This is a genomic window from Cupriavidus pauculus, from assembly GCF_003854935.1.
GTDB lineage: Bacteria > Pseudomonadota > Gammaproteobacteria > Burkholderiales > Burkholderiaceae > Cupriavidus > Cupriavidus pauculus_C.
Map to the genome: position 1 here is coordinate 1,704,595 of NZ_CP033969.1, position 22,269 is coordinate 1,726,863.

General features: G+C 67.8%; 23 protein-coding genes and 1 tRNA gene. 13 read left to right on the forward strand and 11 right to left on the reverse strand.

Features of this window, described 5'->3' with window-relative positions; genetic code table 11:
• Nucleotides 1-2 precede the first annotated feature (2 nt).
• From tolR to EHF44_RS09595, 10 genes are all read left to right on the forward strand, one after another.
• The gene (gene tolR, locus EHF44_RS09550; protein WP_124683526.1) at nt 3-440 is read left to right on the forward strand and encodes a protein TolR; all 438 of its coding nucleotides are present in this window, start codon (nt 3-5) and stop codon (nt 438-440) included.
• 18 nt (nt 441-458) lie between these two features.
• On the forward strand, nt 459-1,526 hold the full coding sequence (gene tolA, locus EHF44_RS09555) for a cell envelope integrity protein TolA (RefSeq protein WP_124685055.1): 1,068 nt from the start codon (nt 459-461) through the stop codon (nt 1,524-1,526).
• 212 nt (nt 1,527-1,738) lie between these two features.
• Nucleotides 1,739-3,079 (forward strand): Tol-Pal system beta propeller repeat protein TolB, encoded by a 1,341-nt coding sequence (tolB, locus tag EHF44_RS09560; RefSeq protein ID WP_124683527.1) that lies wholly within the window; start codon nt 1,739-1,741, stop codon nt 3,077-3,079.
• Nucleotides 3,080-3,099: 20 nt separating this feature from the next.
• Nucleotides 3,100-3,609 carry a peptidoglycan-associated lipoprotein Pal gene (gene pal, locus EHF44_RS09565; RefSeq protein ID WP_172966031.1) on the forward strand — a complete coding sequence of 170 codons (510 nt, stop codon included), beginning with the start codon at nt 3,100-3,102 and terminating at the stop codon, nt 3,607-3,609.
• An 18-nt stretch (nt 3,610-3,627) separates the two neighbouring features.
• Nucleotides 3,628-4,383, forward strand: coding sequence for a tol-pal system protein YbgF (ybgF, locus tag EHF44_RS09570; RefSeq protein ID WP_124683528.1), 756 nt, complete (start codon nt 3,628-3,630; stop codon nt 4,381-4,383).
• A 224-nt stretch (nt 4,384-4,607) separates the two neighbouring features.
• On the forward strand, nt 4,608-5,291 hold the full coding sequence (gene queC / locus EHF44_RS09575) for a 7-cyano-7-deazaguanine synthase QueC (protein ID WP_124683529.1): 684 nt from the start codon (nt 4,608-4,610) through the stop codon (nt 5,289-5,291).
• 96 nt (nt 5,292-5,387) lie between these two features.
• Nucleotides 5,388-6,503 carry a YeeE/YedE family protein gene (locus EHF44_RS09580; RefSeq protein WP_124683530.1) on the forward strand — a complete coding sequence of 372 codons (1,116 nt, stop codon included), beginning with the start codon at nt 5,388-5,390 and terminating at the stop codon, nt 6,501-6,503.
• Between the two features lie 60 nt (nt 6,504-6,563).
• Nucleotides 6,564-6,639 (forward strand) — tRNA-Lys (locus tag EHF44_RS09585).
• A gap of 180 nt (nt 6,640-6,819) precedes the next feature.
• Nucleotides 6,820-7,707, forward strand: coding sequence for a hypothetical protein (locus EHF44_RS09590; RefSeq protein WP_124683531.1), 888 nt, complete (start codon nt 6,820-6,822; stop codon nt 7,705-7,707).
• A gap of 121 nt (nt 7,708-7,828) precedes the next feature.
• Nucleotides 7,829-9,841 (forward strand): diguanylate cyclase domain-containing protein, encoded by a 2,013-nt coding sequence (locus tag EHF44_RS09595; protein ID WP_124683532.1) that lies wholly within the window; start codon nt 7,829-7,831, stop codon nt 9,839-9,841.
• Here EHF44_RS09595 and EHF44_RS09600 read toward each other — a convergent pair.
• The 3 genes from EHF44_RS09600 to EHF44_RS09610 form a co-directional block, all read right to left on the reverse strand.
• A complete protein-coding gene (locus EHF44_RS09600; protein WP_124683533.1) occupies nt 9,838-10,377 on the reverse strand; it encodes a DUF3318 domain-containing protein in 540 nt (179 codons plus the stop codon). The genes EHF44_RS09595 and EHF44_RS09600 overlap by 4 nt on opposite strands.
• The gene (locus EHF44_RS09605) at nt 10,374-10,751 is read right to left on the reverse strand and encodes a phage holin family protein (RefSeq protein WP_124683534.1); all 378 of its coding nucleotides are present in this window, start codon (nt 10,749-10,751) and stop codon (nt 10,374-10,376) included. The genes EHF44_RS09600 and EHF44_RS09605 overlap by 4 nt, the downstream gene beginning before the upstream one ends.
• 195 nt (nt 10,752-10,946) lie before the next feature.
• Nucleotides 10,947-11,294, reverse strand: coding sequence for a DUF883 family protein (locus tag EHF44_RS09610; RefSeq protein WP_313835164.1), 348 nt, complete (start codon nt 11,292-11,294; stop codon nt 10,947-10,949).
• 269 nt (nt 11,295-11,563) lie between these two features.
• Here EHF44_RS09610 and EHF44_RS09615 point away from each other — a divergent pair, with 269 nt between their 5' ends.
• Entirely contained in the window at nt 11,564-12,202 is a 639-nt protein-coding gene (locus tag EHF44_RS09615) for a peroxiredoxin (RefSeq protein ID WP_124683535.1), read from the forward strand.
• Between the two features lie 159 nt (nt 12,203-12,361).
• On the opposite strand, the gene EHF44_RS09620 is transcribed toward EHF44_RS09615, so the two are convergent.
• Nucleotides 12,362-13,555, reverse strand: a complete 1,194-nt coding sequence (locus EHF44_RS09620; protein ID WP_124683536.1) for an acyl-CoA dehydrogenase — start codon at nt 13,553-13,555, stop codon at nt 12,362-12,364.
• A 193-nt stretch (nt 13,556-13,748) separates the two neighbouring features.
• Here EHF44_RS09620 and EHF44_RS09625 point away from each other — a divergent pair, with 193 nt between their 5' ends.
• Nucleotides 13,749-14,573 (forward strand): IclR family transcriptional regulator, encoded by an 825-nt coding sequence (locus tag EHF44_RS09625; protein WP_124683537.1) that lies wholly within the window; start codon nt 13,749-13,751, stop codon nt 14,571-14,573.
• Between the two features lie 164 nt (nt 14,574-14,737).
• On the opposite strand, the gene kynA is transcribed toward EHF44_RS09625, so the two are convergent.
• From kynA to kynB, 3 genes are read right to left on the reverse strand one after another with little or no spacing between them, the layout of a single operon-like run.
• Nucleotides 14,738-15,604, reverse strand: coding sequence for a tryptophan 2,3-dioxygenase (gene kynA, locus EHF44_RS09630; protein ID WP_124683538.1), 867 nt, complete (start codon nt 15,602-15,604; stop codon nt 14,738-14,740).
• A 12-nt stretch (nt 15,605-15,616) separates the two neighbouring features.
• Nucleotides 15,617-16,873 (reverse strand): kynureninase, encoded by a 1,257-nt coding sequence (gene kynU / locus EHF44_RS09635; protein WP_124683539.1) that lies wholly within the window; start codon nt 16,871-16,873, stop codon nt 15,617-15,619.
• A gap of 31 nt (nt 16,874-16,904) precedes the next feature.
• Nucleotides 16,905-17,552 carry an arylformamidase gene (gene kynB, locus EHF44_RS09640; protein ID WP_124683540.1) on the reverse strand — a complete coding sequence of 216 codons (648 nt, stop codon included), beginning with the start codon at nt 17,550-17,552 and terminating at the stop codon, nt 16,905-16,907.
• 158 nt (nt 17,553-17,710) lie between these two features.
• Here kynB and EHF44_RS09645 point away from each other — a divergent pair, with 158 nt between their 5' ends.
• Nucleotides 17,711-18,199 (forward strand): Lrp/AsnC family transcriptional regulator, encoded by a 489-nt coding sequence (locus tag EHF44_RS09645; protein WP_124683541.1) that lies wholly within the window; start codon nt 17,711-17,713, stop codon nt 18,197-18,199.
• A 2-nt stretch (nt 18,200-18,201) separates the two neighbouring features.
• Here EHF44_RS09645 and EHF44_RS09650 read toward each other — a convergent pair whose 3' ends face one another.
• The 4 genes from EHF44_RS09650 to pdxH form a co-directional block, all read right to left on the reverse strand.
• Entirely contained in the window at nt 18,202-18,765 is a 564-nt protein-coding gene (locus tag EHF44_RS09650; RefSeq protein WP_124683542.1) for a flavin reductase family protein, read from the reverse strand.
• Between the two features lie 196 nt (nt 18,766-18,961).
• Nucleotides 18,962-20,068, reverse strand: coding sequence for a DUF72 domain-containing protein (locus EHF44_RS09655; protein WP_124683543.1), 1,107 nt, complete (start codon nt 20,066-20,068; stop codon nt 18,962-18,964).
• Between the two features lie 10 nt (nt 20,069-20,078).
• Nucleotides 20,079-21,320, reverse strand: coding sequence for an SAM-dependent methyltransferase (locus EHF44_RS09660; RefSeq protein WP_124683544.1), 1,242 nt, complete (start codon nt 21,318-21,320; stop codon nt 20,079-20,081).
• 247 nt (nt 21,321-21,567) lie between these two features.
• A complete protein-coding gene (gene pdxH / locus EHF44_RS09665) occupies nt 21,568-22,206 on the reverse strand; it encodes a pyridoxamine 5'-phosphate oxidase (RefSeq protein WP_124683545.1) in 639 nt (212 codons plus the stop codon).
• Nucleotides 22,207-22,269: the final 63 nt, after the last annotated feature.

Genomic DNA, 22,269 nt, shown 5'->3' on the forward strand with positions numbered 1-22,269 from the left:
CCATGGCAGCCATCCAGCGCCGGGGCGGTTCGCGCCGCCGGGCCAGCGCCGACATCAATGTCGTGCCGTATATCGACGTGATGCTCGTGCTGCTCGTCATCTTCATGGTGGCGGCACCGATCGTGAACCCGGCCGTCGTGGACCTGCCGTCGGTGGCCAACGCCACGCCGCAGCAGCAGACGCCGCCGATCATCGTCACCGTGCACGAGGACGGCCAGCTCACCGCGCGCGGCAAGGAAAGCTCGGGCGGGTCGTTCGAGCGCAAGCTCGACAAGCGCGGCCTGATCGATTTCGTGCACCAGCGCCAGAACGAGAATCCGGACCAGCCGGTGGTGATCGCCGCCGACAAGGCCGTCAAGTACGAAGCCGTGCTGGACGTCATGTCCGTGCTCAAGGCCGATGGCGTCAAGCGCGTCGGCCTGATGGTCAAGTCCAAGTAAGCGTCATTGCGTCCCAAAGTGGCCAGCATCCCGTCACGTCATCCGCAGCCAGGCCCTTCGCGCGCGAAGGCCGCCGCCTATCCGTATCAGCCGGTCAAGGAACGCGGCACGACGCGGTCGTTCCTGCTTGCGCTGCTGATGCACCTGTTGCTCGGCATCGTGCTGTACTACGGCGTGCACTGGCAGAGCAGCACGCCGGTCGGCGCCGAGGCCGAGCTGTGGGAGGAAATTCCCGACGTCACGCCGGCGCCGCCGCCGCGTCCGGTGGAGCAGCCGGTGCCCGCGCCGCCGCAGCCGGCCGTGCGCAGCAAGGTCGAGGAAGAGGCCGACATCGCGCTGGAACAGAAGAAGCGCAAGCAGGCCGAGGAGGCCGCCGCCCGCGAGGAAGCCGCGCGCCGCGAGCGCGAGCGCAAGGAACAGGAACAGAAGGAAGCGCAGCGCAAGGAAGAACAGCGCCAGCAGCAACTGGAGGCGCAGCGCAAGGAAGACGCGAAGAAGAAGGCTGACAAGGAAAAGGCTGACAAGGCCGCCCTGGCCGCGCGCGAGAAGGAAAAGGCCGAGCAGGAGCGCAAGGACGCCGAGGCCAAGGCGCGCGCCGATGCCGACAAGCAGGCCAAGGCCAAGGCCGACGCCGAGCAGAAAGCCAAGGCCAAGGCCGACGCGGACGCCAAGGCCAAGCGCGAAGCCGCGGCCAACGCGCAGCGCAAGTCGGAACTGGCGCGGCTGCAGGCGCTGGCCGGCGGCGGCAGCGCCGCGTCGAGCGGCGGCGGTGTCGGCAGCGCCACGGGCTCGGGCGCGGGTTCGGGCGGCAAGGCGTCGCCGGGCTATTCGGACCGCGTGCGCCGCCGCGTCAAGCCGAACATCATCTTCAACGGCGACGTGCAGGGCAATCCGGCCGCCGTGGTGGCGGTGCGGCTGGCGCCGGACGGGTCGATCCTGTCCAAGCGGCTGGCCAAGTCCAGCGGCGACGCCGACTGGGACAACGCCGTGCTGCGCGCCGTGGAGCGCTCTGACCCGCTGCCGCGCGACGAGGACGGCAAGGCGCCGTCGTTCGAGTTCACCATCACGTTCCGTCCGAAGGACTGACAGGGCGGAGCGTCGAGTGCCATGATTTGCAACATAATGCAACCTTCATCGTTGGCCGCCAGTCCGATCGCTACCATGAACGGTTGCCTGACGCGGCCGGCAGCGTGCAACACGCGCGCACGACGGACATGCGCCAAGCTGCATGCCGTCCGTGCCGACGTGCTTGCTGTGCCCGCCGTACCGATGAATCCTGAAATCGACTGAGGAGCAGCATGCGAAAGCTTTGGGCCCCTAACTGGCTGTCCCGACGCCAGACCACCACGATCACCCGCGACCAGGGCCGCCACGCGCTGATGGCGTGGCTGGCGGTGGCGCTGATGTCGGCCGGCGCGGCGCACGCGCAACTGAACGTGGAAATCACGGGCGTTGGTTCGAACCAGTTCCCCGTGGCCACGGCCAACTTCCAGGGCGAAGGGCAGGGCGCGCAGAACCTGACCGCCGTCATCCGCGCCGACCTGGTCAACAGCGGCCGTTTCCGCAATATCGATCCCGCCGGTGCCACCGTGCCCGAATCGGCCCAGGTGGACCTGGGCAGCTGGAAGGCCAAGGGCGCCGACGCGTTCGTGGCCGGCAGCGTCACCCCGAGCGGCAATGGCCAGTACGAGGTGCGCTTCCGCCTGTACGACACGGTCAAGGGCCAGAGCCTTGGCGGCCTGGCGTTCAACGTGTCGCAGAGCCAGCTTCGCGTGACCGCGCACAAGATTGCCGACTACATCTACGAAAAGCTGCTGGGCGAGCGCGGCGTGTTTGCCACGCGGCTGTCGTACGTGTCGAAGGTGGGCAGCCGCTACCAGCTTCTGATTTCCGATTCGGACGGCCAGAACGCCCAGGTGGCACTGTCCAGCAGCGAGCCGATCATCTCGCCGTCGTGGTCGCCCGATGGCCGCCGCGTGGCCTACGTCTCGTTCGAGGCCAAGAAGCCGGTGGTGTACGTGCATGACCTGGCCACCGGCAAGCGCACGCTGGTATCGAACCAGAAGGGCAACAACAGCGCCCCGTCGTGGTCGCCCGATGGCCAGCGGCTGGCCGTGGCGCTGTCGCGCGACGGCAACACCCAGATCTACCTGGTCAACGCCGACGGCTCTGGCCTGCGCCGCATCACGCGCAGCAGCGCGATCGATACCGAGCCGCAGTTCTCGCCGGACGGCCGCAGCATCTATTTCACCAGCGATCGCGGCGGTGCGCCGCAGATCTACCGGATGCCGGCCTCTGGCGAGGAATCCGGCGCCGCGCAACGCGTGACGTTCAAGGGCAACTACAACGTCAGTCCGCGCGTGTCGCCGGACGGCAAGTACCTGGCCTACATCTCGCGTTCGGGCGGCTTCCGCCTGCAACTGCAGGACCTGTCCAACGGTGATGTGACTTCTCTCACGGATACGTCCAACGACGAAGCCCCGAGCTTCGCCGCCAATGGCAAATACATCCTGTATGCCACCCGTGTGGGCGGCCGCTCGGTTCTGGCGGCGGTCTCCACGGACGGCCGAACGAAACAGGTTCTGTCGCTCCAGTCCGGCGAGGTTCGCGAGCCGTCCTGGGGTCCTTTCATGCAGTAGAAAAAGAGGAGTCTCTCGCCATGTCCCAAATGATGACCAAATCGCTCGCCCTGGCTGCCCTGCTGGCCCTGGGCGCCTGCAGCTCCGGCGTGAAGCTGGACGACGCTTCGAAGGCCGGTACCGGCACGGGCGGCGCCCAGACCGATCCGCGCGCCGTGGCGCCGGTGGTGGCCGCCGATCCGCTAAACGACCCGAACAGCCCGCTGGCCAAGCGCAGCGTGTACTTCGACTTCGACAGCTACTCGGTCAAGTCGGAATACCAGGGCGTGCTGCAGTCGCACGCGCAGTACCTGGGCACCAACAAGAGCCGCAAGATCCTGATCCAGGGCAACACCGACGAACGCGGCACCAGCGAGTACAACCTGGCCCTGGGCCAGAAGCGTGCCGAGGCCGTGCGCCGTTCGATGGCGTCGCTGGGCGTGCCCGAGTCGCAGATGGAAGCTGTGAGCCTGGGCAAGGAAAAGCCGAAGGCCACCGGTCACGACGAAGCCTCGTGGGCTGAGAACCGTCGCGCCGACATCGTCTACTGATCCACGGAATAATCCTTCATGAATGCTCGCGTTTCCACCCTGCTGTGGCTGGCCGCTGTATCTGGCGGCCTGCTGGCAGCCAGTTCCGCCCACGCCGGCGTGTTCGACGACGACGAGGCGCGCAAGGCGGTGATCCAGCTCCGGGACCAGTTCAACGGTTTCCAGGCCACGGCATCGCAGCGGATCGACCAGAACAGCCGTCAGCAGCTTGACATGCAGAACCAGCTTGAGGGTCTGCGTCAGGAAGTGGCACGGCTGCGTGGCCAGAACGAGGTGTTGCAGAACACGGTGGACACGCTGCAGAAGCAGCAGAAGGATTACTACGCCGACCTCGACGCGCGCCTCAAGAAGTTCGAGCCGCAGCAGGTGACCGTCGACGGCAAGGAAGGGCTTGCACAGCCGACCGAGAAACCCGAGTACGACGCCGCGCTGAAGCAGTTCCAGTCGGGCGATTTCAAGGGCGCGGGCAACGCCTTCTCGGCGTTTGCGAAGAAGTATCCGCAGAGCCCGTACCTGCCGCTGGCCCAGTTCTGGCTCGGCAATTCGCTCTACGCGCAGCGTGACTACAAGGGTTCGACTTTCGTGCTGCAGAACATGGTGCAGCAGTACCCGACGCATGCGAAGGTACCCGACGCCATGATCGCCATCGCCAACAACCAGCTGGAAACGGGCCAGAAGGCACAGGCCCGCAAGACGCTGGAGACGGTGGTGTCGAAGTATCCCGGCACCGAAGGCGCCCAGGCCGCCAGCAACCGGCTGAAGACGCTGAAGTAACCGGTATCGGCAGCAAGGCAGTCAGGAAAAGCCCGCGACGTTCGCGGGCTTTTTTCTTTTTGGGGGGGTGGGTAGGTGGGAGACCGGCCGACGGCTGGCTCCCCTTTCCCATGCAATGAGAGAGTGGAGCAAGGCCGCAGTCAGGCCAGGCAACCGCGCTAAAATACGCGATTCGCCCATCGAGGCGTGACTACAGCGCGCTTGTTCCGCGCGCACCGCACATCATGACCCAACGCGCAATCGTCCTGTTATCCGGCGGCCTGGACTCCGCCACCGTGCTCGCCATGGCCAATGCGGCCGGATTTGAAACCTACGCGCTGTCGATGCGCTACGGCCAGCGCCATTCGTCAGAACTGGACGCCGCCCGCAAGGTGGCGGCCGCGCTGGGCGCGAAGCGGCACGAGATCATCGACCTGGACCTGCGCCGCTTTGGCGGCTCGGCGCTGACCGACGATGCGCTGGACGTGCCCACCGCGGGCGAAACGGGCGGCATCCCGATCACCTACGTGCCGGCCCGCAACACGATCATGCTGTCGCTGGCGCTCGGCTGGGCCGAGGCCATCGGCGGCCGCGACCTGTTCTTCGGCGCCAATGCCGTGGACTACTCAGGCTATCCCGACTGCCGCCCCGAATACGTGTCGGCCTACGAGACGCTGGCGAACCTGGCGACCAAGGCCGGCGTCGAGGGCGACCGGTTCCGCGTCCACGCGCCGATCATCGACATGACCAAGGCGGACATCATCCGCGCCGGCGTGAAGCTGGGCGTCGACTACGGCCTGACCGTGTCGTGCTACAAGGCCGACGACGAAGGCCGCGCCTGCGGCGTGTGCGATTCGTGCCGCATCCGCCGGGCCGGTTTCGAGCAGGCCGGCGTGGCCGACCCCACGCGCTACCAGCCCGCCGCCTGACGGGCCGGCTGACCAGACAAGAAGGGGCGCCGCCGAGCGCCCCCGCACACCGCGGTACCAGAACACCAAGACGTTCCACGAGCCACCCCCCGAGACATGCCCGACATCGACATCCCCGCGCTCACGCACACGGTCCTGCTGAGCACCTTCGTCCTGACCTTCCTGTTCGGCGCCGTCCTGCAGCGCACGCATTTCTGCACGATGGGCGCCATCTCGGACATCGTCAACATTGGCGACTGGAGCCGCATGCGGATGTGGGTCCTGGCCATCGGCGTGGCGATGATAGGCACGGGCGTGCTGGCGTGGGCCGGCCTGATCGACCCGACCAAGACGATCTACACGTCGGCGAAGCTGGCGTGGCTGTCGGCAGCCGTGGGCGGGCTGATGTTTGGCTTCGGCATGGTGCTGGCGTCGGGCTGCGGCAGCAAGACGCTGGTGCGCATTGGCGCCGGCAACCTGAAGTCGCTGGTCGTGTTCGTGTTCCTGGGGCTGTCGGCCTACATGACGCTGCGCGGCCTGTTCGGCGTGGTGCGCGTGAATACCGTTGACGCAGTGGCGGTGGCGCTGCCGTCGACGCAGGACCTGCCGTCGTTGGTGGCGCAGGCCAGCGGCATGGCGCGCGGCACGCTGCAACTGGTGCTGGGCGGGGCCATCGGCGCCGTGCTGGTGGTCTGGGCGCTGCTCGGCAACGGCTTCCGCACGTTCGACAACCTGCTGGGCGGGCTGGCCGTGGGGCTGATCATCGTCGGCATGTGGTACGTGTCGGGCCATCTGGGCTACGTGTCCGAAGACCCGAACACGCTGGAGGAACTGTTCGTCGGCACCAACAGCGGCCGCATGGAAAGCCTGAGCTTTGTGGCGCCGTACGCCTACACGCTGGACTGGCTGATGCTGTTCAGCGACAAGAGCAAGGTGCTGACCATCGGCATCGTCAGCGTGATCGGCGTGATCGCCGGCGCCGCGGCCTACGCGCTGGCGTCGCGCACGTTCCGCTGGGAAGGTTTCGGCAATGCCGAGGACGTGGCCAACCACATGGTCGGCGGCATCCTGATGGGCGCCGGTGGCGTCACGGCGCTGGGCTGCACCATCGGCCAGGGGCTGTCAGGCGTGTCGACGCTGGCGGTCGGCTCGTTCATCGTTTTCGCAACGATCTTGGTGGGCGCCGTGCTCGCCTTCAAGTACCAGATGTGGCGCCTGGAGCGTATGGCGTGACGCCGGCGGCGTCTTGACACCCCCAGGGGGCCTCCCTATAATCGCGGATTCAGTTTTTCCGGGTCGTTAGCTCAGTCGGTAGAGCAGCGGACTTTTAATCCGTTGGTCGCGTGTTCGAGTCACGCACGACCCACCAGCATTTCCTCAAAAGGGCCTGTGGCGCAAGTCACGGGCCCTTTTGCTTTTGGCGCGCGAAATGGCGCCTTGGTGGCGTGCCGGGCGTCCATGCGCTACCGCACGTAACAGACCCGGCATCGTGCGGCGCCGCTGCCTAGAATGGATGCTCCCGTTCGAAAAAGGCCGAAGCGTTGATCCCATGAAACGGATGGCAAGCCGCCTGGCTCTCTTCGTTGCCCTGGTTCTGTGGGGCGCCAATGTGGCGTGGGCGTCCGATATTGCCTGCCCGACCACGTTCCGGGGGCGCTGCGACGTATCGGCGCCGGCCGGCACGGCCTGCCAGGACACCGCGCGGATCCATCCGCACGGGCGGCAACTGATCTGCGAATACGCGATGCTGCACGAGAGCTACGAGGCGATCTACGCCGACCAGCAGCGCGGCCGCCATGCCGGTACGCTGAGCCGCGCCGAACTGGACGCCTGGCGCCGCAAGCGCGACGCGTGCACGACGGTGCGATGCCTGGACCAGTTGTTCGCCAGCTGGCACAGCGGCCGGCGCGGGCCGGCGCTGCGCGACGCGCCGGCCAGGCCGCCGACGCTGGCCGACACCCGCCCGGCGCCCCGGCGTGCGATGCCGGCGCCCCATCCCGCCACGGTCCACGGCGACGCGGTTGTCACGCCCGCTGGCGACACCGATGCCGACCTTGCGATGATCGACCTGGCCGCGTCGGCGTCCGACCCGGCGACGCCGAGTTTCGAGCCCGCCACGCTGTCGCTGCGCGATTCCCTGCCACCGCTGCCGCCGCGCGGGCCACGCCCCGACCGGCCGGGCCCGGCATCGGCCTTCACGTGGATGGCCTGGGTGCTGGTGCTGCTGGCGGGCGGCGGCGCGTTCTACTGGCTGGTCATCCGCAAGCAGGCGTCGCGCTATCTGGACGCCGCGTTCGCGTCGGCGGCCAGCGGCCTGTCGTGGCTCAAGACCCTGCCGATGCTGGCGTTCATCCTGACCGGCCTGGCGCTGCTCAATGGCGCGCTGCTGGTCTTCCTGCTGGGCGGATGGCGCCCGCACGTGCCCGGAATCAATTAACCAGTCTGAGTTAGAGACACCCCGCAACGCCTCATTGACAATGCAACCAGACACGGCCGCCAGCAGGCGACCGGGGTGAAATCTTCGACAGCCGGAAAGCGTCCGGCGCGGGAAGTCTCGGATGCAGCAAGCTGGTGGCGGGCGTCGCCTGCCGGCCAACGAGCACGTACTGCGTGTCGTCTGGCCGTTTGTCCCCGTGGTGGTGGCGTTGGCGCTGTTCTGCATCGCCAGCGTCGACGTGCTATCGGCGGCGCGGGGCTTCGTGGCTGGCGAGAGCCTCTGGACCAAGGGCCAGAAGGCGGCCGTGCTGCACCTGCTGCGCTACGCCGAAACCCGGCGCGAGGCCGACTACCAGGCCTACCTGGCCGCCATCGCGGTGCCGCTGGGCGATCACCGCGCCCGCCTGGAACTCGAAAAACCTGACTATGACCGCGCCGTGGCCGTGCAGGGCCTGCTGACGGGCGGCAACCATCCCGACGACATTCCGGCCATGATCCGCCTCTATCGCTATTTCCGGCAGGTGCCGGAGATCGACGAGGCGATCTCGATCTGGACCACCGCCGACGCCGAAATCGCGCGCCTCGACGCGCTGGCGCGGCGCCTGCGCGCGCGCGTGAACGAGCCCGGCTGTGACGCCGCCTGCGTGGCGCCGCTGCAGCGCGATATCGCCGACATCGACGCGCTGCTCACGCCGATGGAGGAAGCGTTCTCGAACGCGCTGGGCAAGGCGTCGCGGCGGGTGCGGGTGCTGCTGATCTGGTGCGCGGGCGCGCTGCCGGCGCTGCTGCTGGTGTGCGGATACTGGCTGTCGACGCGGATGATGCGCCGCCAGCGGCTGCTGCAGCAGGCGCTGGCCGTCAGCGAGGAGCGGCTGCAGCTTGCCGTGGCGGGCAGTACCGACGGCCTCTGGGACTGGCATCCCCATCGCGGCGAGCTGTACTTCTCGCCGCGCTGCGCCGAAATGCTCGGCTACGCGCCCGACGAACTGCCGCACGCGCGCGAGACGCTGCTGGCGCTGATGCATCCCGAAGACGTGCCGGAATTCGAGCGGCGCCTGGATGGCCATGTCCGCAAGGGCATGCCGTACGACGTGGAGATGCGGCTGCGCCGCAAGCACGGCGGCTACCTGTGGGTGCGGGCGCGGGGCCGCATGGTGCGCGGGGCCGTGGGCAAGGCCCGGCGCATGGCCGGATCGCTGAGCGACATTTCCGAGCGCAAGCGCTTCGAGGCGCAGTTGTTCGCCGAAAAGGAGCGCGCGCAGGTCACGCTGCACGCCATCGCCGACGCGGTCATCACGACCGACGTCTGGGGCCGGATCCAGTCGCTAAACCCCGTGGCCCAGACGATGACGGGCTGGACCGACGCCGAGGCCGCCGGCTGCTTCCTGCAGCAGGTCTGCCAGCTACACGATGAAGCCACGCAGGCGCCGGCCAACGACCTGGTGCCGCGCGCGCTGGCCGGCAACTGGCCCAGCCAGGTCGTCATGCTGCTGCGCCGGCGCGACGCGGCCGAGCAGGAGGCGACCACGGCGGTCAAGCTGTCGGTCGCGCTGATCCGGGACAAGGCGGGGCAGGCCATCGGCATCGTCGTGGTGCTGCACGACGTCAGCCTGGAGCGGGCGCAGGCGGCGCAGCTTGCCTACCAGGCCAGCCATGATCCGCTGACCGGGCTGGTCAACCGGCTGGAATTCGAGCGGCGGCTCGATGCGGCAGTGTCGCGGGCGCAGCACGCGGGCAGCGTCCACACGCTGATGTACCTGGATCTGGACCAGTTCAAGGTGGTCAACGACACCTGCGGCCACGCGGCCGGCGACGAGCTGATCTGCCAGCTTGCCGATGTCATGCGCCAGCAACTACGGCGCAGCGACACGCTGGCGCGCCTGGGCGGCGACGAATTCGCGGTACTGCTGGAGTATTGTGGCGCGGCCGACGGCGAGCGCGTGGCCGAGACGCTGCGCGCCGCCATTGCCGACTATCGCTACCGCTGCCGCGACCAGGCGTTCGCGGTGGGTGTAAGCATCGGCCTGGTGACCATCGACGAACGGACGGCCAGCCGCGAGGCGGCGCTGGGCGCGGCCGACACGGCCTGCTACCGCGCCAAGCGGGAAGGGCGCAACCGGGTGCGGGTGGGCTAGGGGGCGACGGGCGGCGGCGTGGCCGGGGCTGGCGGCGAGGGCACCAGCGGGTCGCGGAAGCCGGTGTCGAGGGTCACGGTGGAGCCGGACGTCGTCGGCACGACCACCACGCCGGGCTTGCGCGGCTGCGACGCCTTCCAGGTCTTGTATCCCCAGTAGCCGGCGCCGGCCAGCATGCCGACCTTCGACAGCTTCCAGGCGATGCGGCCGACCGGGGTGCGGCGCAGCAGCGGCAGGGCCAGCGTGATGGCCGTGCTCAGCACCGGGTAGTCGCGCGTGATGCCGAACAGCTTGAGCCAGCCGCCGGGCCGCGTCATGCGCGGCAGCCACGTGCCAAGGTTGGCCATGCGGCGGGCGCCGCCCCGGACCTGCCGCAACGCCTGCACGGCGTCGTAGCGTTCCAGCGCGGCACGGGTGATCAGCAGCTCCTTGCGCACCGCCAGCGGCAGGCGCACCTCGCGCGTGAAGCGGACCGGGCGGGGATGCTCGCTGCGCGGACGGCTGCTGTCGATCGAATCGTCTTCGGGCGTGGTCATTGGCGCAGCATCTCCCGGTCTTTGTCTAGCTCGGCCAGCGTGGATTCAAACAGCGGCGGGGCGGAGCGCACCTTGTGGCGCGCGACGAGCAGGCAGGCGGCGGCGCAGGCGACGTAGAACACCACGATCGCGCCAATGGCCTGCCAGCGGTAGGTTTCCCAGAACAGGATGGCGATCAGCAGCGTGAAGGTCATCAGCGCCATGCCGAAGAATACGAGGCCAAAGCAGGCGAGCAACGCCACCTTCATCAGCCGGGTACGCTCCTCGGCCAGCTCCACACTGGCCAGCTCCAGCCGTGTCTGCAGCATCGACACGATGGAACCACCGAGGTTGCGGAGGGAGTCCAGGAACTTGGGGGAGTGAGAATCGCTCATGCGGCTCCGGCGAAAAAGCGATGCGCCGGCATGGGCGGCATCTGCAAGGGAATGACGGCAGCGGGGAATGGGCCGCTGCCGTCGGTCTTCAACTTCATGCACCCGGCGCAGATGCGCAGCCGGGGCTGGTACAGCCAGTACGACGGGTACTGATACAACTGATCGTGCGACGTTGGCGGGCCGCGCCGCGCTGTCTTACTTGCGGTTCAGCAGCAGGCCAACCAGCAGGCCGACGCCGGCTGCCACGCCGACGGCACGCCACGGGTGGTCGTGCACATAATCGTCGGTAGCGCGCGCGGCCGCCTTGCTCTTGGTCACGACTGCGTCTTGCAAGTCCTGTGCCTTCTCTTTGGCCTGCTTCAGCAGCCCCATGCCGCGCTCGCGCAGTTCGGCGGCTTTCTCGCCGGTGGTCGAGGCCGCTTGCTTAAGCAGTTCTTCGGCGTCGGACAGAACGGTCTTGACATCGCTCATCAGTTTCTCCTGTTTGCGGGCGGTTGATTCAAGTGGGTGACATTTTGCCTTGCCCGCTCGGGCTTGTGGCATTTCTTGTCTTCCCCGTAGCATATGTGGCGGCCGGCCATCGTTTCAAGCTCGCCGGCGCGCCACCACGACGATGTCACGCAACGGGCCATCCAAAATCCCGGCGTTGATCCGCCCGGAGAGGGAACCGCGGCCCGTTCACCGAAGTCTTTATGACTTCGAGTGATTTTGTAGTGACTTTATATTCGTTTGGGTTGGATGGCAATCCAAGTAGGCTGGTTCACCGGCTCTTACCTTTCCTTACTTCCGTAAAGTTTTTGGAGACTTCTCTCATGGCACTGCGTCTTGGCGATATCGCACCGGACTTCGAGCAAGAATCGAGCGAGGGTCGCATCCGCTTCCACGAATGGCTTGGCGATAGCTGGGGCGTGCTGTTCTCCCACCCCGCCGACTACACGCCGGTCTGCACCACCGAACTGGGCCTGACCGCCAAGCTGAAGGAAGAGTTCGGCAAGCGCAACGTCAAGGCGATCGCCCTGTCCGTGGACAGCGTGGCGTCGCACCAGGGCTGGATCCGCGACATCAACGAGACCCAGTCCACCACGGTCAATTTCCCGATCCTGGCCGACGGCGACCGCAAGGTGTCGACGCTCTACGACATGATTCATCCGAATGCGAATGAGACGCTGACGGTGCGCTCGCTGTTCGTGATCGACCCGAAGAAGAAGGTCCGGCTGATCATTACCTATCCTGCAAGCACCGGTAGAAATTTCAACGAAATCTTGCGCGTCATTGATTCGCTGCAGCTCACCGACCACCACAGCGTGGCCACCCCCGGCAACTGGCAGGACGGCGACGACGTGGTCATCGTGCCGTCGCTGAAGGACGAGGAGGTGATCCGCCAGAAATTCCCGAAGGGGTACAAGGCGGTGCGTCCGTACCTGCGCCTGACGCCGCAGCCCAACAAGTAAGCGCGCACGAAAAAGCCGGGCGCGGGGTGTGTCGCCCCGGCCCGGCCCAGTACTGCGTGACCGATGTCGTAACACGGCGGGCAGCGCCCGTCGTCTCCTTGGTAGTGTGCTTTCCGCCCGGCCTTCCAGCCGGGCTTTTTCATGCGCCGGCGCGGCCGGTCAGAAGAACGCCTGCAGGCCGGTCTGGGCGCGGCCCAGGATCAGCGCGTGGATGTCGTGCGTGCCTTCGTAGGTGTTGACCACTTCCAGGTTCACCACGTGGCGGATCACGCCGAATTCGTCCGAGATGCCGTTGCCGCCCAGCATGTCGCGCGCCACGCGGGCGATGTCCAGCGACTTGCCGCACGAGTTGCGCTTCATGATCGACGTGATTTCCACCGCGGCCGTGCCTTCGTCCTTCATGCGGCCCAGGCGCAGGCAGCCCTGCAGGCCCAGCGTGATCTCGGTCTGCATGTCGGCCAGCTTCTTCTGCACGAGCTGCGTCTGTGCCAGCGGGCGGCCGAACTGCTTGCGGTCCAGCGTGTACTGGCGGGCGGTATGCCAGCAGAACTCGGCGGCGCCCAGCGCGCCCCAGGCGATGCCGTAGCGGGCCGAATTCAGGCACGTGAACGGGCCCTTCAGGCCGCTCACGCCCGGCATCAGGTTTTCCTCGGGCACGAACACCTGGTCCATCACGATCTCGCCGGTGATCGACGTGCGCAGGCCCACCTTGCCGTGGATGGCCGGCGCGCTCAGGCCCTTCCAGCCCTTTTCCAGGATGAAGCCGCGGATGGCTTCCTTGCCGTCGTCGCCGGTCAGCTTACCCCAGACGACGAAGACGTCGGCGATGGGCGAGTTCGTGATCCACATCTTGGCGCCGGTCAGCTCGTAGCCGCCATCCACCTTCTTGGCGCGCGTGACCATCGAGCCCGGGTCCGAGCCGTGGTTGGGCTCGGTCAGGCCGAAGCAGCCGATCCATTCGCCGGTGGCCAGCTTGGGCAGGTACTTCTGCTTCTGGGCCTCGCTGCCGAATTCGTGGATGGGAACCATGACCAGCGACGACTGCACGCTCATCATCGAGCGGTAGCCCGAATCCACGCGCTCCACCTCGCGGGCGATCAGGCCGTAGCTCACGTAGTTCAGGCCCGGGCCGCCGTACTGCTCGGGGATGGTGGGGCCCAGCAGGCCCAGTTCGCCCATCTCGCGGAAGATCTCCACGTCGGTCTTCTCGTTGCGGAACGACTGCAGCACGCGCGGCATCAGCTTGTCCTGGCAATAGGCCGCGGCGGCGTCACGGATCATGCGCTCGTCGTCGGTCAGTTGCTGGTCCAGCAGCAGCGGGTCGGCCCAGTGGAATTCGGCGTTGGCAGCCATGGAGGTCTCCTTCTTTGGATGGGGCGTAGAAGGCTGCGCGCCTTCTCGGGTCCGGTGAATCAAAAGTTTGGGTTCCGCATTGCGGAACCTTGTTCCGATGAGCTAGTATAGCCGAACCGGTTTTCGCTGCAACGGGGTGAAACCGGACCGCCGCACGTTTGCGTTCGACAATCGACCATCCCTGGAGACCACCTTGGCACCAACCGCCGCCGCTCCCGCCGCCGCTCCCGCCGCCGCCGCCGCGCAGAAGGAACGGGAAAGTGATCCGAACTTCGTCACCGCGCTGGCCCGGGGGCTGGAACTGCTGCGCTGCTTCCGGACCGGCGAGGCGATGCTGGGCAACCAGGACTTCGTACGCCGCACCGGCTTTCCGAAGGCGACGGTGAGCCGGCTGGCCGGCACGCTGGTGCAGCTTGGCTACCTGCGCTACGACGACAGCCTGGGCAAGTACGCGCTGGACGCCGGCGTGCTGGCGCTGGGGTTTTCGTACCTGGCGGCGTCCGACGTGGTGGCGCTGGCCCGGCCGCACATGCTGGCCTTCGCGCAGAGCTACGGCGTGTCGGTGTCGCTGGGCAAGCGCGAGCGGCTGGAAGTCATCTACATGGAATCGATCCGGAACGACGCCGGCGTGATGCTGGGGCTGGGCGTGGGCTCGCGGCTGTCGCTGGTGTCGAGTTCGATGGGGCGCGCCTACCTGGCCGCGCTGCCGGCCGCCCGGCGGGACCGCGTGCTGGCCGAGTTCGCCCAGGCGTATCCCGAGCAATGGAAGCAGCAGGAGGCGCCCACGCGCGCCGCGCTGGCGCAGGCCGAGCGGGACGGCTACGCCGCGTCGTTCCGCGACTGGCATCCGGCCATCCACGCCTGCGCGGTGGCATTCAAGCCGGTGGGGGAGAAGGACCTGCACCTGCTGAGCTGCAGTGCGTCGTACGGCGCGGTCACCGAGGAAACGTTCCGCGAAACGCTGGCGCCGGCGCTGATGGCGCTGGGGGCCAGGCTGTCGGATCCGGCGGGGCGGTAGGGGCGGTAGGGGCGGCTCTTCCGCTCTCCCGTGCGCGGGGGAGCGGCAGGGGTGCAGATTGCCGAGGGGTCGGCAAGCAGGGCCTCGACGCCCTCTCCCCCCAACCCCTCTCGCGCGGGCGGGAGCGGGGAGCAGACAAGCGCTATCTTCAAAACGCTACGAATTCAAAGATCCGTTCGCAGCTTCCACAGCTCGGGGAACAGCACCACGTCCAGCATCCGGCGCAGGTAGCTGACGCCTTCGGTGCCGCCGGTGCCGCGCTTGAAGCCGATGACGCGCTCGACGGTGGTCACATGGCGGAAGCGCCATTGGCGGAACGCGTCCTCCAGGTCGACGAGCTTCTCGCCCAGTTCGTACAGTTCCCAGTGCGCCGACGGATTCCGATAGACCTCCAGCCACGCGGCCTCGACCGACGCGTTGTACTGCGTCGGCTGCGTCCAGTCGCGCTCCACCACGTCCGGGTCGATCTGGAACCCGCGCCGCGCCATCAGCCGGATCGCCTCGTCGTACATCGACGGCGTGTGCAGCGCCGCCTCCACCAGCGCCAGGTGCTCGCCGCGATGGGCGTGCGGGCGCAGCATGGCGGCGTTCTTGTTGCCCAGGATGAACTCGATCTCGCGGTACTGGTACGACTGGAAGCCCGACGACGCGCCCAGGTACGGCCGCATCGCCGAGTACTCGGGCGGCGTCATCGTCGCCAGCACGTTCCACGCCTGCACAAGCTGGTCCATGATGCGCGACACCCGGGCCAGCATCTTGAACGCGGGGCGTAGCTGGTCGTTCCGCACCCCGTCGCGCGCGGCGCGCAGTTCGTGCAGCATCAGCTTCATCCACAGCTCGGTGGTCTGGTGCTGGACGATGAACAGCATCTCGTTGTGGTCCGGCGACAGCGGATGCTGGGCCGAGAGGATCTGGTCCAGTCCCAGGTAGTCGCCGTAGCTCATGTCGCGCGAGAAATCCATCTGCGCGCCGTGCCAGCGCTCGTCGCCGCCGGCACCGTGCCCCATCGGGCATCCCTTGTTCTCGCTCATGTCGGGCTCCGCTCAGGTCACCGCCGTGCGCACGGCAAAACGCGCGTCGCGATAGGCGCCGCTGTCCAGCACGTCGCGCAGGATCTCCACGGCGTCCCAGACCTCGGTAAAGCTCGTGTACAGCGGCGTGAAACCGAACCGGGCGATGCCGGGCTCGCGGTAGTCGCCAATCACGCCACGCTCGATCAGCGCCGCCACCAGCGCGTAGCCGTCCGGGTGCGAGAAGCTGACCTGGCTGCCGCGCCGGGCGTGCTCGCGCGGCGTGACCAGCGCCAGCGGGTGGGCCCCGCAGCGGGCTTCCACCAGTTCGATGAACAGGTCGGTCAGCTTGAGCGACTTGGCGCGCAGCGCGCGCATGCTGGTCTGCGCGAAGATGTCGAGCCCGCATTCCACCATCGCCAGCGACGCGATCGGCTGCGTGCCGCACAGGAAGCGGCCGATGCCGCGCGCCGGCTGGTACTGCGGCGACATCGCAAACGGGGCGCCATGGCCCCACCAGCCCGACAGCGGCTGCCAGAACTGGTCGCGCAGGGCGGGCGATACCCAGACGAACGCCGGCGAGCCGGGGCCGCCGTTCAGGTACTTGTAGGTGCAGCCGATGGCGTAGTCGGCGCGCGCGGCGGTCAGGTCCACGGGCACGGCGCCGGCCGAATGGGCCAGGTCCCACACCGTCAGCGCGCCGCGGGCGTGGGCCAGTTCCGTCAGGCCGGCCATGTCGAGCATCTCGCCGGTCTTGTAGTTGACGTGCGTCAGCATCAGCACGGCGGTGTCCGGGCCCACGGCGGCGTCGATGGCGGCCGGGCTGTCCACGAGCCGCACCTCATAGCCCTGTTGCAGCAGGTCAGCCAAGCCCTGGGCGATATAGAGGTCGGTCGGGAAGTTGCTGGCCTCGGACACGATCACGCGGCGCGACGGGTCGCGCTGCTGCTGCACGCGCAGCGCGGCGGCCAGCACCTTGAACAGGTTGATCGACGTCGTGTCGGTCACCACCACCTCGTCATGCCCGGCTCCGATCAGCGGCGCCAGCCGGTTGCCCAGCCGCCCCGGCAGGTCGAACCAGCCGGCCGTGTTCCAGCTGCGGATCAGGCCATCGCCCCATTCGGCGTTCACCACCTCGGCGGCGCGCGCGGCGGCGGCTCGCGGGCGGGCGCCCAGCGAGTTGCCATCCAGGTAGATCACGCCCTCGGGCAGGGCAAATTGTTCGCGCAGTGCGCGGAGCGGGTCGTCCCGGTCCAGCGCCTGGCAGCGTTCGCGTGTCAGGTTGGTCATGCGTGGCAAATGTCGGTGAAATCGGAAGGGGTCAGAGTTCGCGCAGGATGGCCCGCACCGGGCTCGCGTCCAACGTGGCCAGGCGCAGCGGCAGCGCGATCAGTTCGTAGTCGCCGGCCGGCACGTCGTCCAGCACGATGCCTTCGAGGATGGCCAGCCGGTGGTCGCGCACGGCGTGGTGGGCGTCCATGGTCTTGGAGGTCTCGGGGTCCAGCGACGGCGTGTCGATGCCGATCAGCCGCACGCCATGGCGGGCCAGCAGCGCGATGGTCTCGGGCGCCACGGCGCAGAAATCCGCATCCCAGGCGCCCTGCGGCACGGCGCGATAGGTGCGCAGCAGCACGCGCGGCGGCACGCCGGCCAGCGACGCCTCCACGTGGTGCGGCGCCACCACCGGCGCCGCGCCGATGCAATGGATCACACGGCACGGGCCCAGGTAGGCGTCCAGCGGCACGTCGCCAATCGGCGCGCCATCGGCGGCGTAGTGGAGCGGCGCATCGGCGTGGGCGCCCGTGTGCGGCGACATCGTGATGCGGCCGACGTTGACCGGGCAGTGCTCGTCAAGCTGCCAGGCGGGTTCGTGGCGGAACGGCGTGTCGCCGGGCCAGACCGGCGTGGCGTTCGAAACGGGCGGGCTGATGTCCCAGATCCGGCGGGAAGGCATTGGGGCGGTCGACATGATGGAAGCGGGTCTCCGGAGGCGCGTTTCTGCGGACGCGGTGCGTGCCGGAATCATAGTCAAATCCGCCGGAAAGAGGCTTGCGAAATGGGGCGTCCGTCGGGCTGGCTTTCGCATAAAATGCGAAGGACACAAGCTAAAACCGTGGAATCTGCGACATGACCCTCGATCCGATCGATTTGCGCATTCTCACCGCGCTGCAGGAGAACGGCCGCATCAGCAACCAGGACCTTGCCGACAAAGTGGCGTTATCGCCATCGGCATGCCTGCGGCGGGTGCGGTTGCTGGAAGAGGGCGGGGTGATCGGCGGCTACCGGGCGTGGTTCGACGCCGAGCAACTGGGGCTGGAGATCGAGGCGATCGTGCAGGTGTCGATGCGGCACGACGTGGAGGGCTGGCACGACACGTTCAATGCCGTGGTGCAGACCTGGCCCGAGGTGCTGACCGCCTATGTGATTACCGGCGACAGCAACTACATCCTGCGGGTGCAGGCGCGCAACCTGAAGCACTACTCCGATTTCATCGTGAACCGGCTGTATCGCACGCCGGGCGTGATGGATATCCGCTCGAACATCGTGCTGCAGCGGATCAAGACGGGCGGATCGCCGCTGGCGATCCTGAAGGAGCCGGGCCAGCCGGCGGCGTGACGCTAGCGGTCGAGCGGGCAGAGCGTGGAAAACTGCGCGCCCTGGAACACCAGCGGCTGCCCGCCGGCGTCGAGGATGCCGCAGCGCTCCACCTCGCCGACGAAGATCACGTGGTCGCCTTCGTCGTACCGGCTGCGGTTGTGGCATTCGAACCAGGCCAGCGCGTTGGCCAGGATCGGCAGCCCGGTTTCGGACAACTGGTAGTCCACGCCGGCAAAGCGGTCGCCCTTGAGCGTGGCAAAGCGCTGGCACAGGTCCATTTGTGATGCGGCCAGCACGTTGATGATGTAGTGCGAGCCATCGCGGAACATCGGCAGGCTGTTGGCACGATGGGCCATGCTCCACAGCACCAGCGGCGGGTCCAGCGACACAGAGTTGAACGAACTGGCGGTGATGCCGACGAACGGCGCGCCATTGGCATACGGATGGCCGGCGGCGCGCGTGGTGATAACCGTCACACCTGTGGCGAACTGCGACAGCGCGCGCTTGAAATGCTGGCTGTCAAAATCGGGGGCGGTGGCCTTGCGGTTCCCGGTGTCGGGGTCCTCGGCCTCTGGCATGCCCATCTCTCGGGCTCCACACAAATCCATGATCTTCATATCGGGACGGCCGGCGCGCGTGCAACACGTCCAACCTATTCCTCGCGGTGCGTAATTTCGGTGGCCTGCCCCACACAGGGGCACGGCCGCCGATGGGCCGATTGTAGCGGACTCAGGACATTGGCTCCGAAGTGACGTCCGCGCGACCCTGCCGCCGGTGGTGTCATGCTGGGCGCGCGGCGGCCGCCGGCATTGCGTGTGATGCCGGCGCTTCCAACCGGTCGGCGATGGCCGACGCCAGCCGGGCGATGCTGTGCGGCGCGCAGCCTTCGGCGTTGTTGCTGACGATCACGTAGGCCGGCTGGCCCGTGCGCAGCGTGCGGACCACCACGTCGGCGATGGCGTCGCGCGTGGCGTCGTCGGGGTCCACGAGCTTGTCGAACGGCATGTACGCGCGCTCGGCCATCGCATACGAGCGGCCTTCGCGCAGCATCCAGCGCAGCACCAGCGGGCCCGGCGCGCCGTCGTCCATGAGCGCCTGGGCGTGGGCCTGGCGCGGCACGGCCGGCAGGCGGTCGCGCGCGGCCAGGCAGAAGCGCACGCCACGGTCGCGCAGCAGGCGGATGTAGCGCGGCGTCAGCAGCGCCGGGTCGCGCATCTCCACGGCGTAGCAGGCGTGCGGCGTGAGCGTCGGGTCCAGCGGCGGCAGCGCGGCCAGGAAGGCGTCGAGCCGCGCCAGGAACGCCGGGCCGTCGTCGGCCACACTCTGCAACGGCGAGAGCTGGAACAGCAGCGGCCCGCAGCGCTGGCCGAGCCCGCCCGTGGCCGGCACGATGAAATCGCGGATGGCGATCTCGGCGTCCAGGAACGCTGCGTTGACCAGTCGCCCGGCGCCATCGGGCCCGCGCAGCCAGGCATCGCAGACGCTGGCCGGCGCCTTGATCAGGAAGCGGAAACCCTCGGGCACCTGGGCCGCGTAGTTCATGTAGTCGGTCAGCGGGATCGGCCCGTAGAAGCCGCGGTCGATGCCGGCCATGCGCAGCAGCGGGTGCTGGCCGCACGCGCGCAGCCCCTTGCGCGACAGCAGGCTCTCGGTGTACTGGCCGTCGTAGACCAGCCCGTGCCAGCCCGGATACGACCACGACGACGTGCCGAAGTACAGGTTTGGCGGCAGCCGCCGGGCCAGCGCGGTCAGCGCGGCGTCGGGCGTCCATGGCTGGACAGCCTTGCCGGCAGGGGCCTTCTTGTCGGAAGGGGCCGCGCGCGGCGGCCCGGGAGGCTTGTCCGGCGACGCCAGGGCATCGCCGAACAGGTCGAGGTTGTCAGTCAAGCGTCAGGCGTCAGGCGTCGTTACCGATCGGAGAGGCGTAAATATAGCGCCGCGAGACCGGGAACGTGTCGGCGGCACGGTCCGCCTTCTGGCACACCACCTGGTGCAGCGACATGATGCTGTGGAGGAACGCATGCTCGCAGCCAGCCAGGTAGATACGCCAGATGCGGTACTTCTTCTCGCCCACCATGGCGCGGATCTTGTCGGCGTTGACCTCGAAGTTGTCGGCCCAGTGGCGCAGCGTCTGCGCGTAGTGGCGGCGCATCAGCTCCACGTCGAACGCTTCCAGCCCGGCCTTCGCCATCGTATGCAGGACCATGCTGATGTGCGGCAGTTCGCCCTGCGGGAACACGTAGCGGTCCATGAAGCCCGAGCCGTCCAGCGGCACCGCGCCGCTGTCGGGGTCCGTGGCGGTGATGCCGTGGTTCATCGCCACGCCGTCGTCCTTGAGCAGGTCGCGGATCCGGCCGAAGTAGCCAACCAGGTTGGCCTTGCCCACGTGCTCGAACATGCCGACGCTCGTGATGCGGTCGAACTGGCCCTGGATGTCGCGGTAGTCCTGCAGCCGGATCTCGATGCGGTCCTGCAGCCCGGCGGCCCGCACGCGCTCGGTGGCCAGGTCGAACTGGTTCTGGGACAGCGTGATGCCCACGCACTGCGCGCCGAACTTCTGCGCGGCGCGGATCACCAGCGCGCCCCAGCCGCAGCCGATGTCCAGCAGCGTCTGGCCCGGCTGCACGCGGATCTTGGTCAGGATGTGGTCGATCTTCTTGAGCTGCGCGGTGGCCAGGTCTTCGTTGCCGTGCTCGAAGTACGCGCACGAGTAGACCATGCGCGGGTCCAGCCAGAGCGCGTAGAACGCGTTCGAGACGTCGTAGTGGTACTGGATCGACGCCTTGTCCTCGGCCTTGCTGTGCGTGAAGTGCTGGGCCACCTTGGCCAGTGCGCCACCGGCGCTGCGCGCGGCGGCCGACGACAGCCCGTATCCCACCTTGATGATGTCCGCCAGCCGGCCGTCGAGGTCGATCTTTTCCTGGACGTAGGCCTCGCCAAGGTTATCGAGGCTCGGCGCAAGCAGCATCGGCAGCGCGGAGGCTTCACGCACCGTCAGCGTGACGTCGGGCTTGTCGAAGTTGCCGAGCTGGTATTCGGTGCCGTTCCAGAGCCGGAGCCTGACCGGCAGGTTGGCGTGCTCGCGGACATCGGAGATCCAGCTATCGAGCTGCTTGTCGATGGCTTGCTTGAAGAACATGCGGCTTTCTCCCGATTGGTTGGTGATCCCTCTCGAAAAAATGCCCCATGGTCGGCTGCGCAAGACTGCGTGGTGAACGCAGCCCGGCCTTGGGGGCGCACCGATGCATGGCCGGTGCGGCGACGCAAGAACTTTACGCCAAAAAACAGGATTGTGCAGTGCAGGCCGCCGCGGCTGCGGTACCTGTCGGCACATGCAGACATTGACCACGCAGCGCCGTCTGGCGCCGCGTCATCGCCTGTTTCAATCAGGGCGACAGCCGCACGATCTGCCAGCCGCCATCGGCCTGTTGCCGGAACGCGATGCGGTCATGCAGGCGCGACGGGCGGCCCTGCCAGAATTCGATCCAGGTTGGCCGCAGCCGGTAGCCGCCCCAGTGCGGGGGGCGCGGCGGGTTGTCGCCGAACTTGTTGCGGAAGTCGGCCTCGCGGGCTTCCAGCACGTCGCGGCCGGCCACCTCGCGGCTTTGTTCGGACGCCCACGCACCCAGGCGCGATCCGAGCGGCCGCGACGCGTAGTAGGCATCGCTCTCGGCATCGGCCACCTTCTCGACCACGCCTTCCACGCGCACCTGGCGCTCCAGCTGGACCCAGTGGAACAGCAGCGCGGCGCGCGGGTTGGCTTCCAGGTCCAGGCCCTTGCGGCTCTCGTAGTTGGTGAAGAACGTGAAGCCGTTGGCGTCCATGCCCTTGAGCAGCACGATGCGGGCGGACGGCTGCCCGTCGGCGCCGACCGTGGCCAGCGTCATCGCGTTGGGTTCGGGCAGCTTGGCCTGCAGCGCCTCGTCGAACCAGTGCTGGAACTGGCGGACGGGGTCATGGGCCACGTCGGTTTCGGAAAGCGCGCTCAGCATGTAGTTGCGGCGCAGGTCGGCGAGCTGGGTCATATCGCATGTCGAAGAGTCGGTCCGCCTGCCGGGGCACGCGGACGAGGATGCTTCGAGTATAGC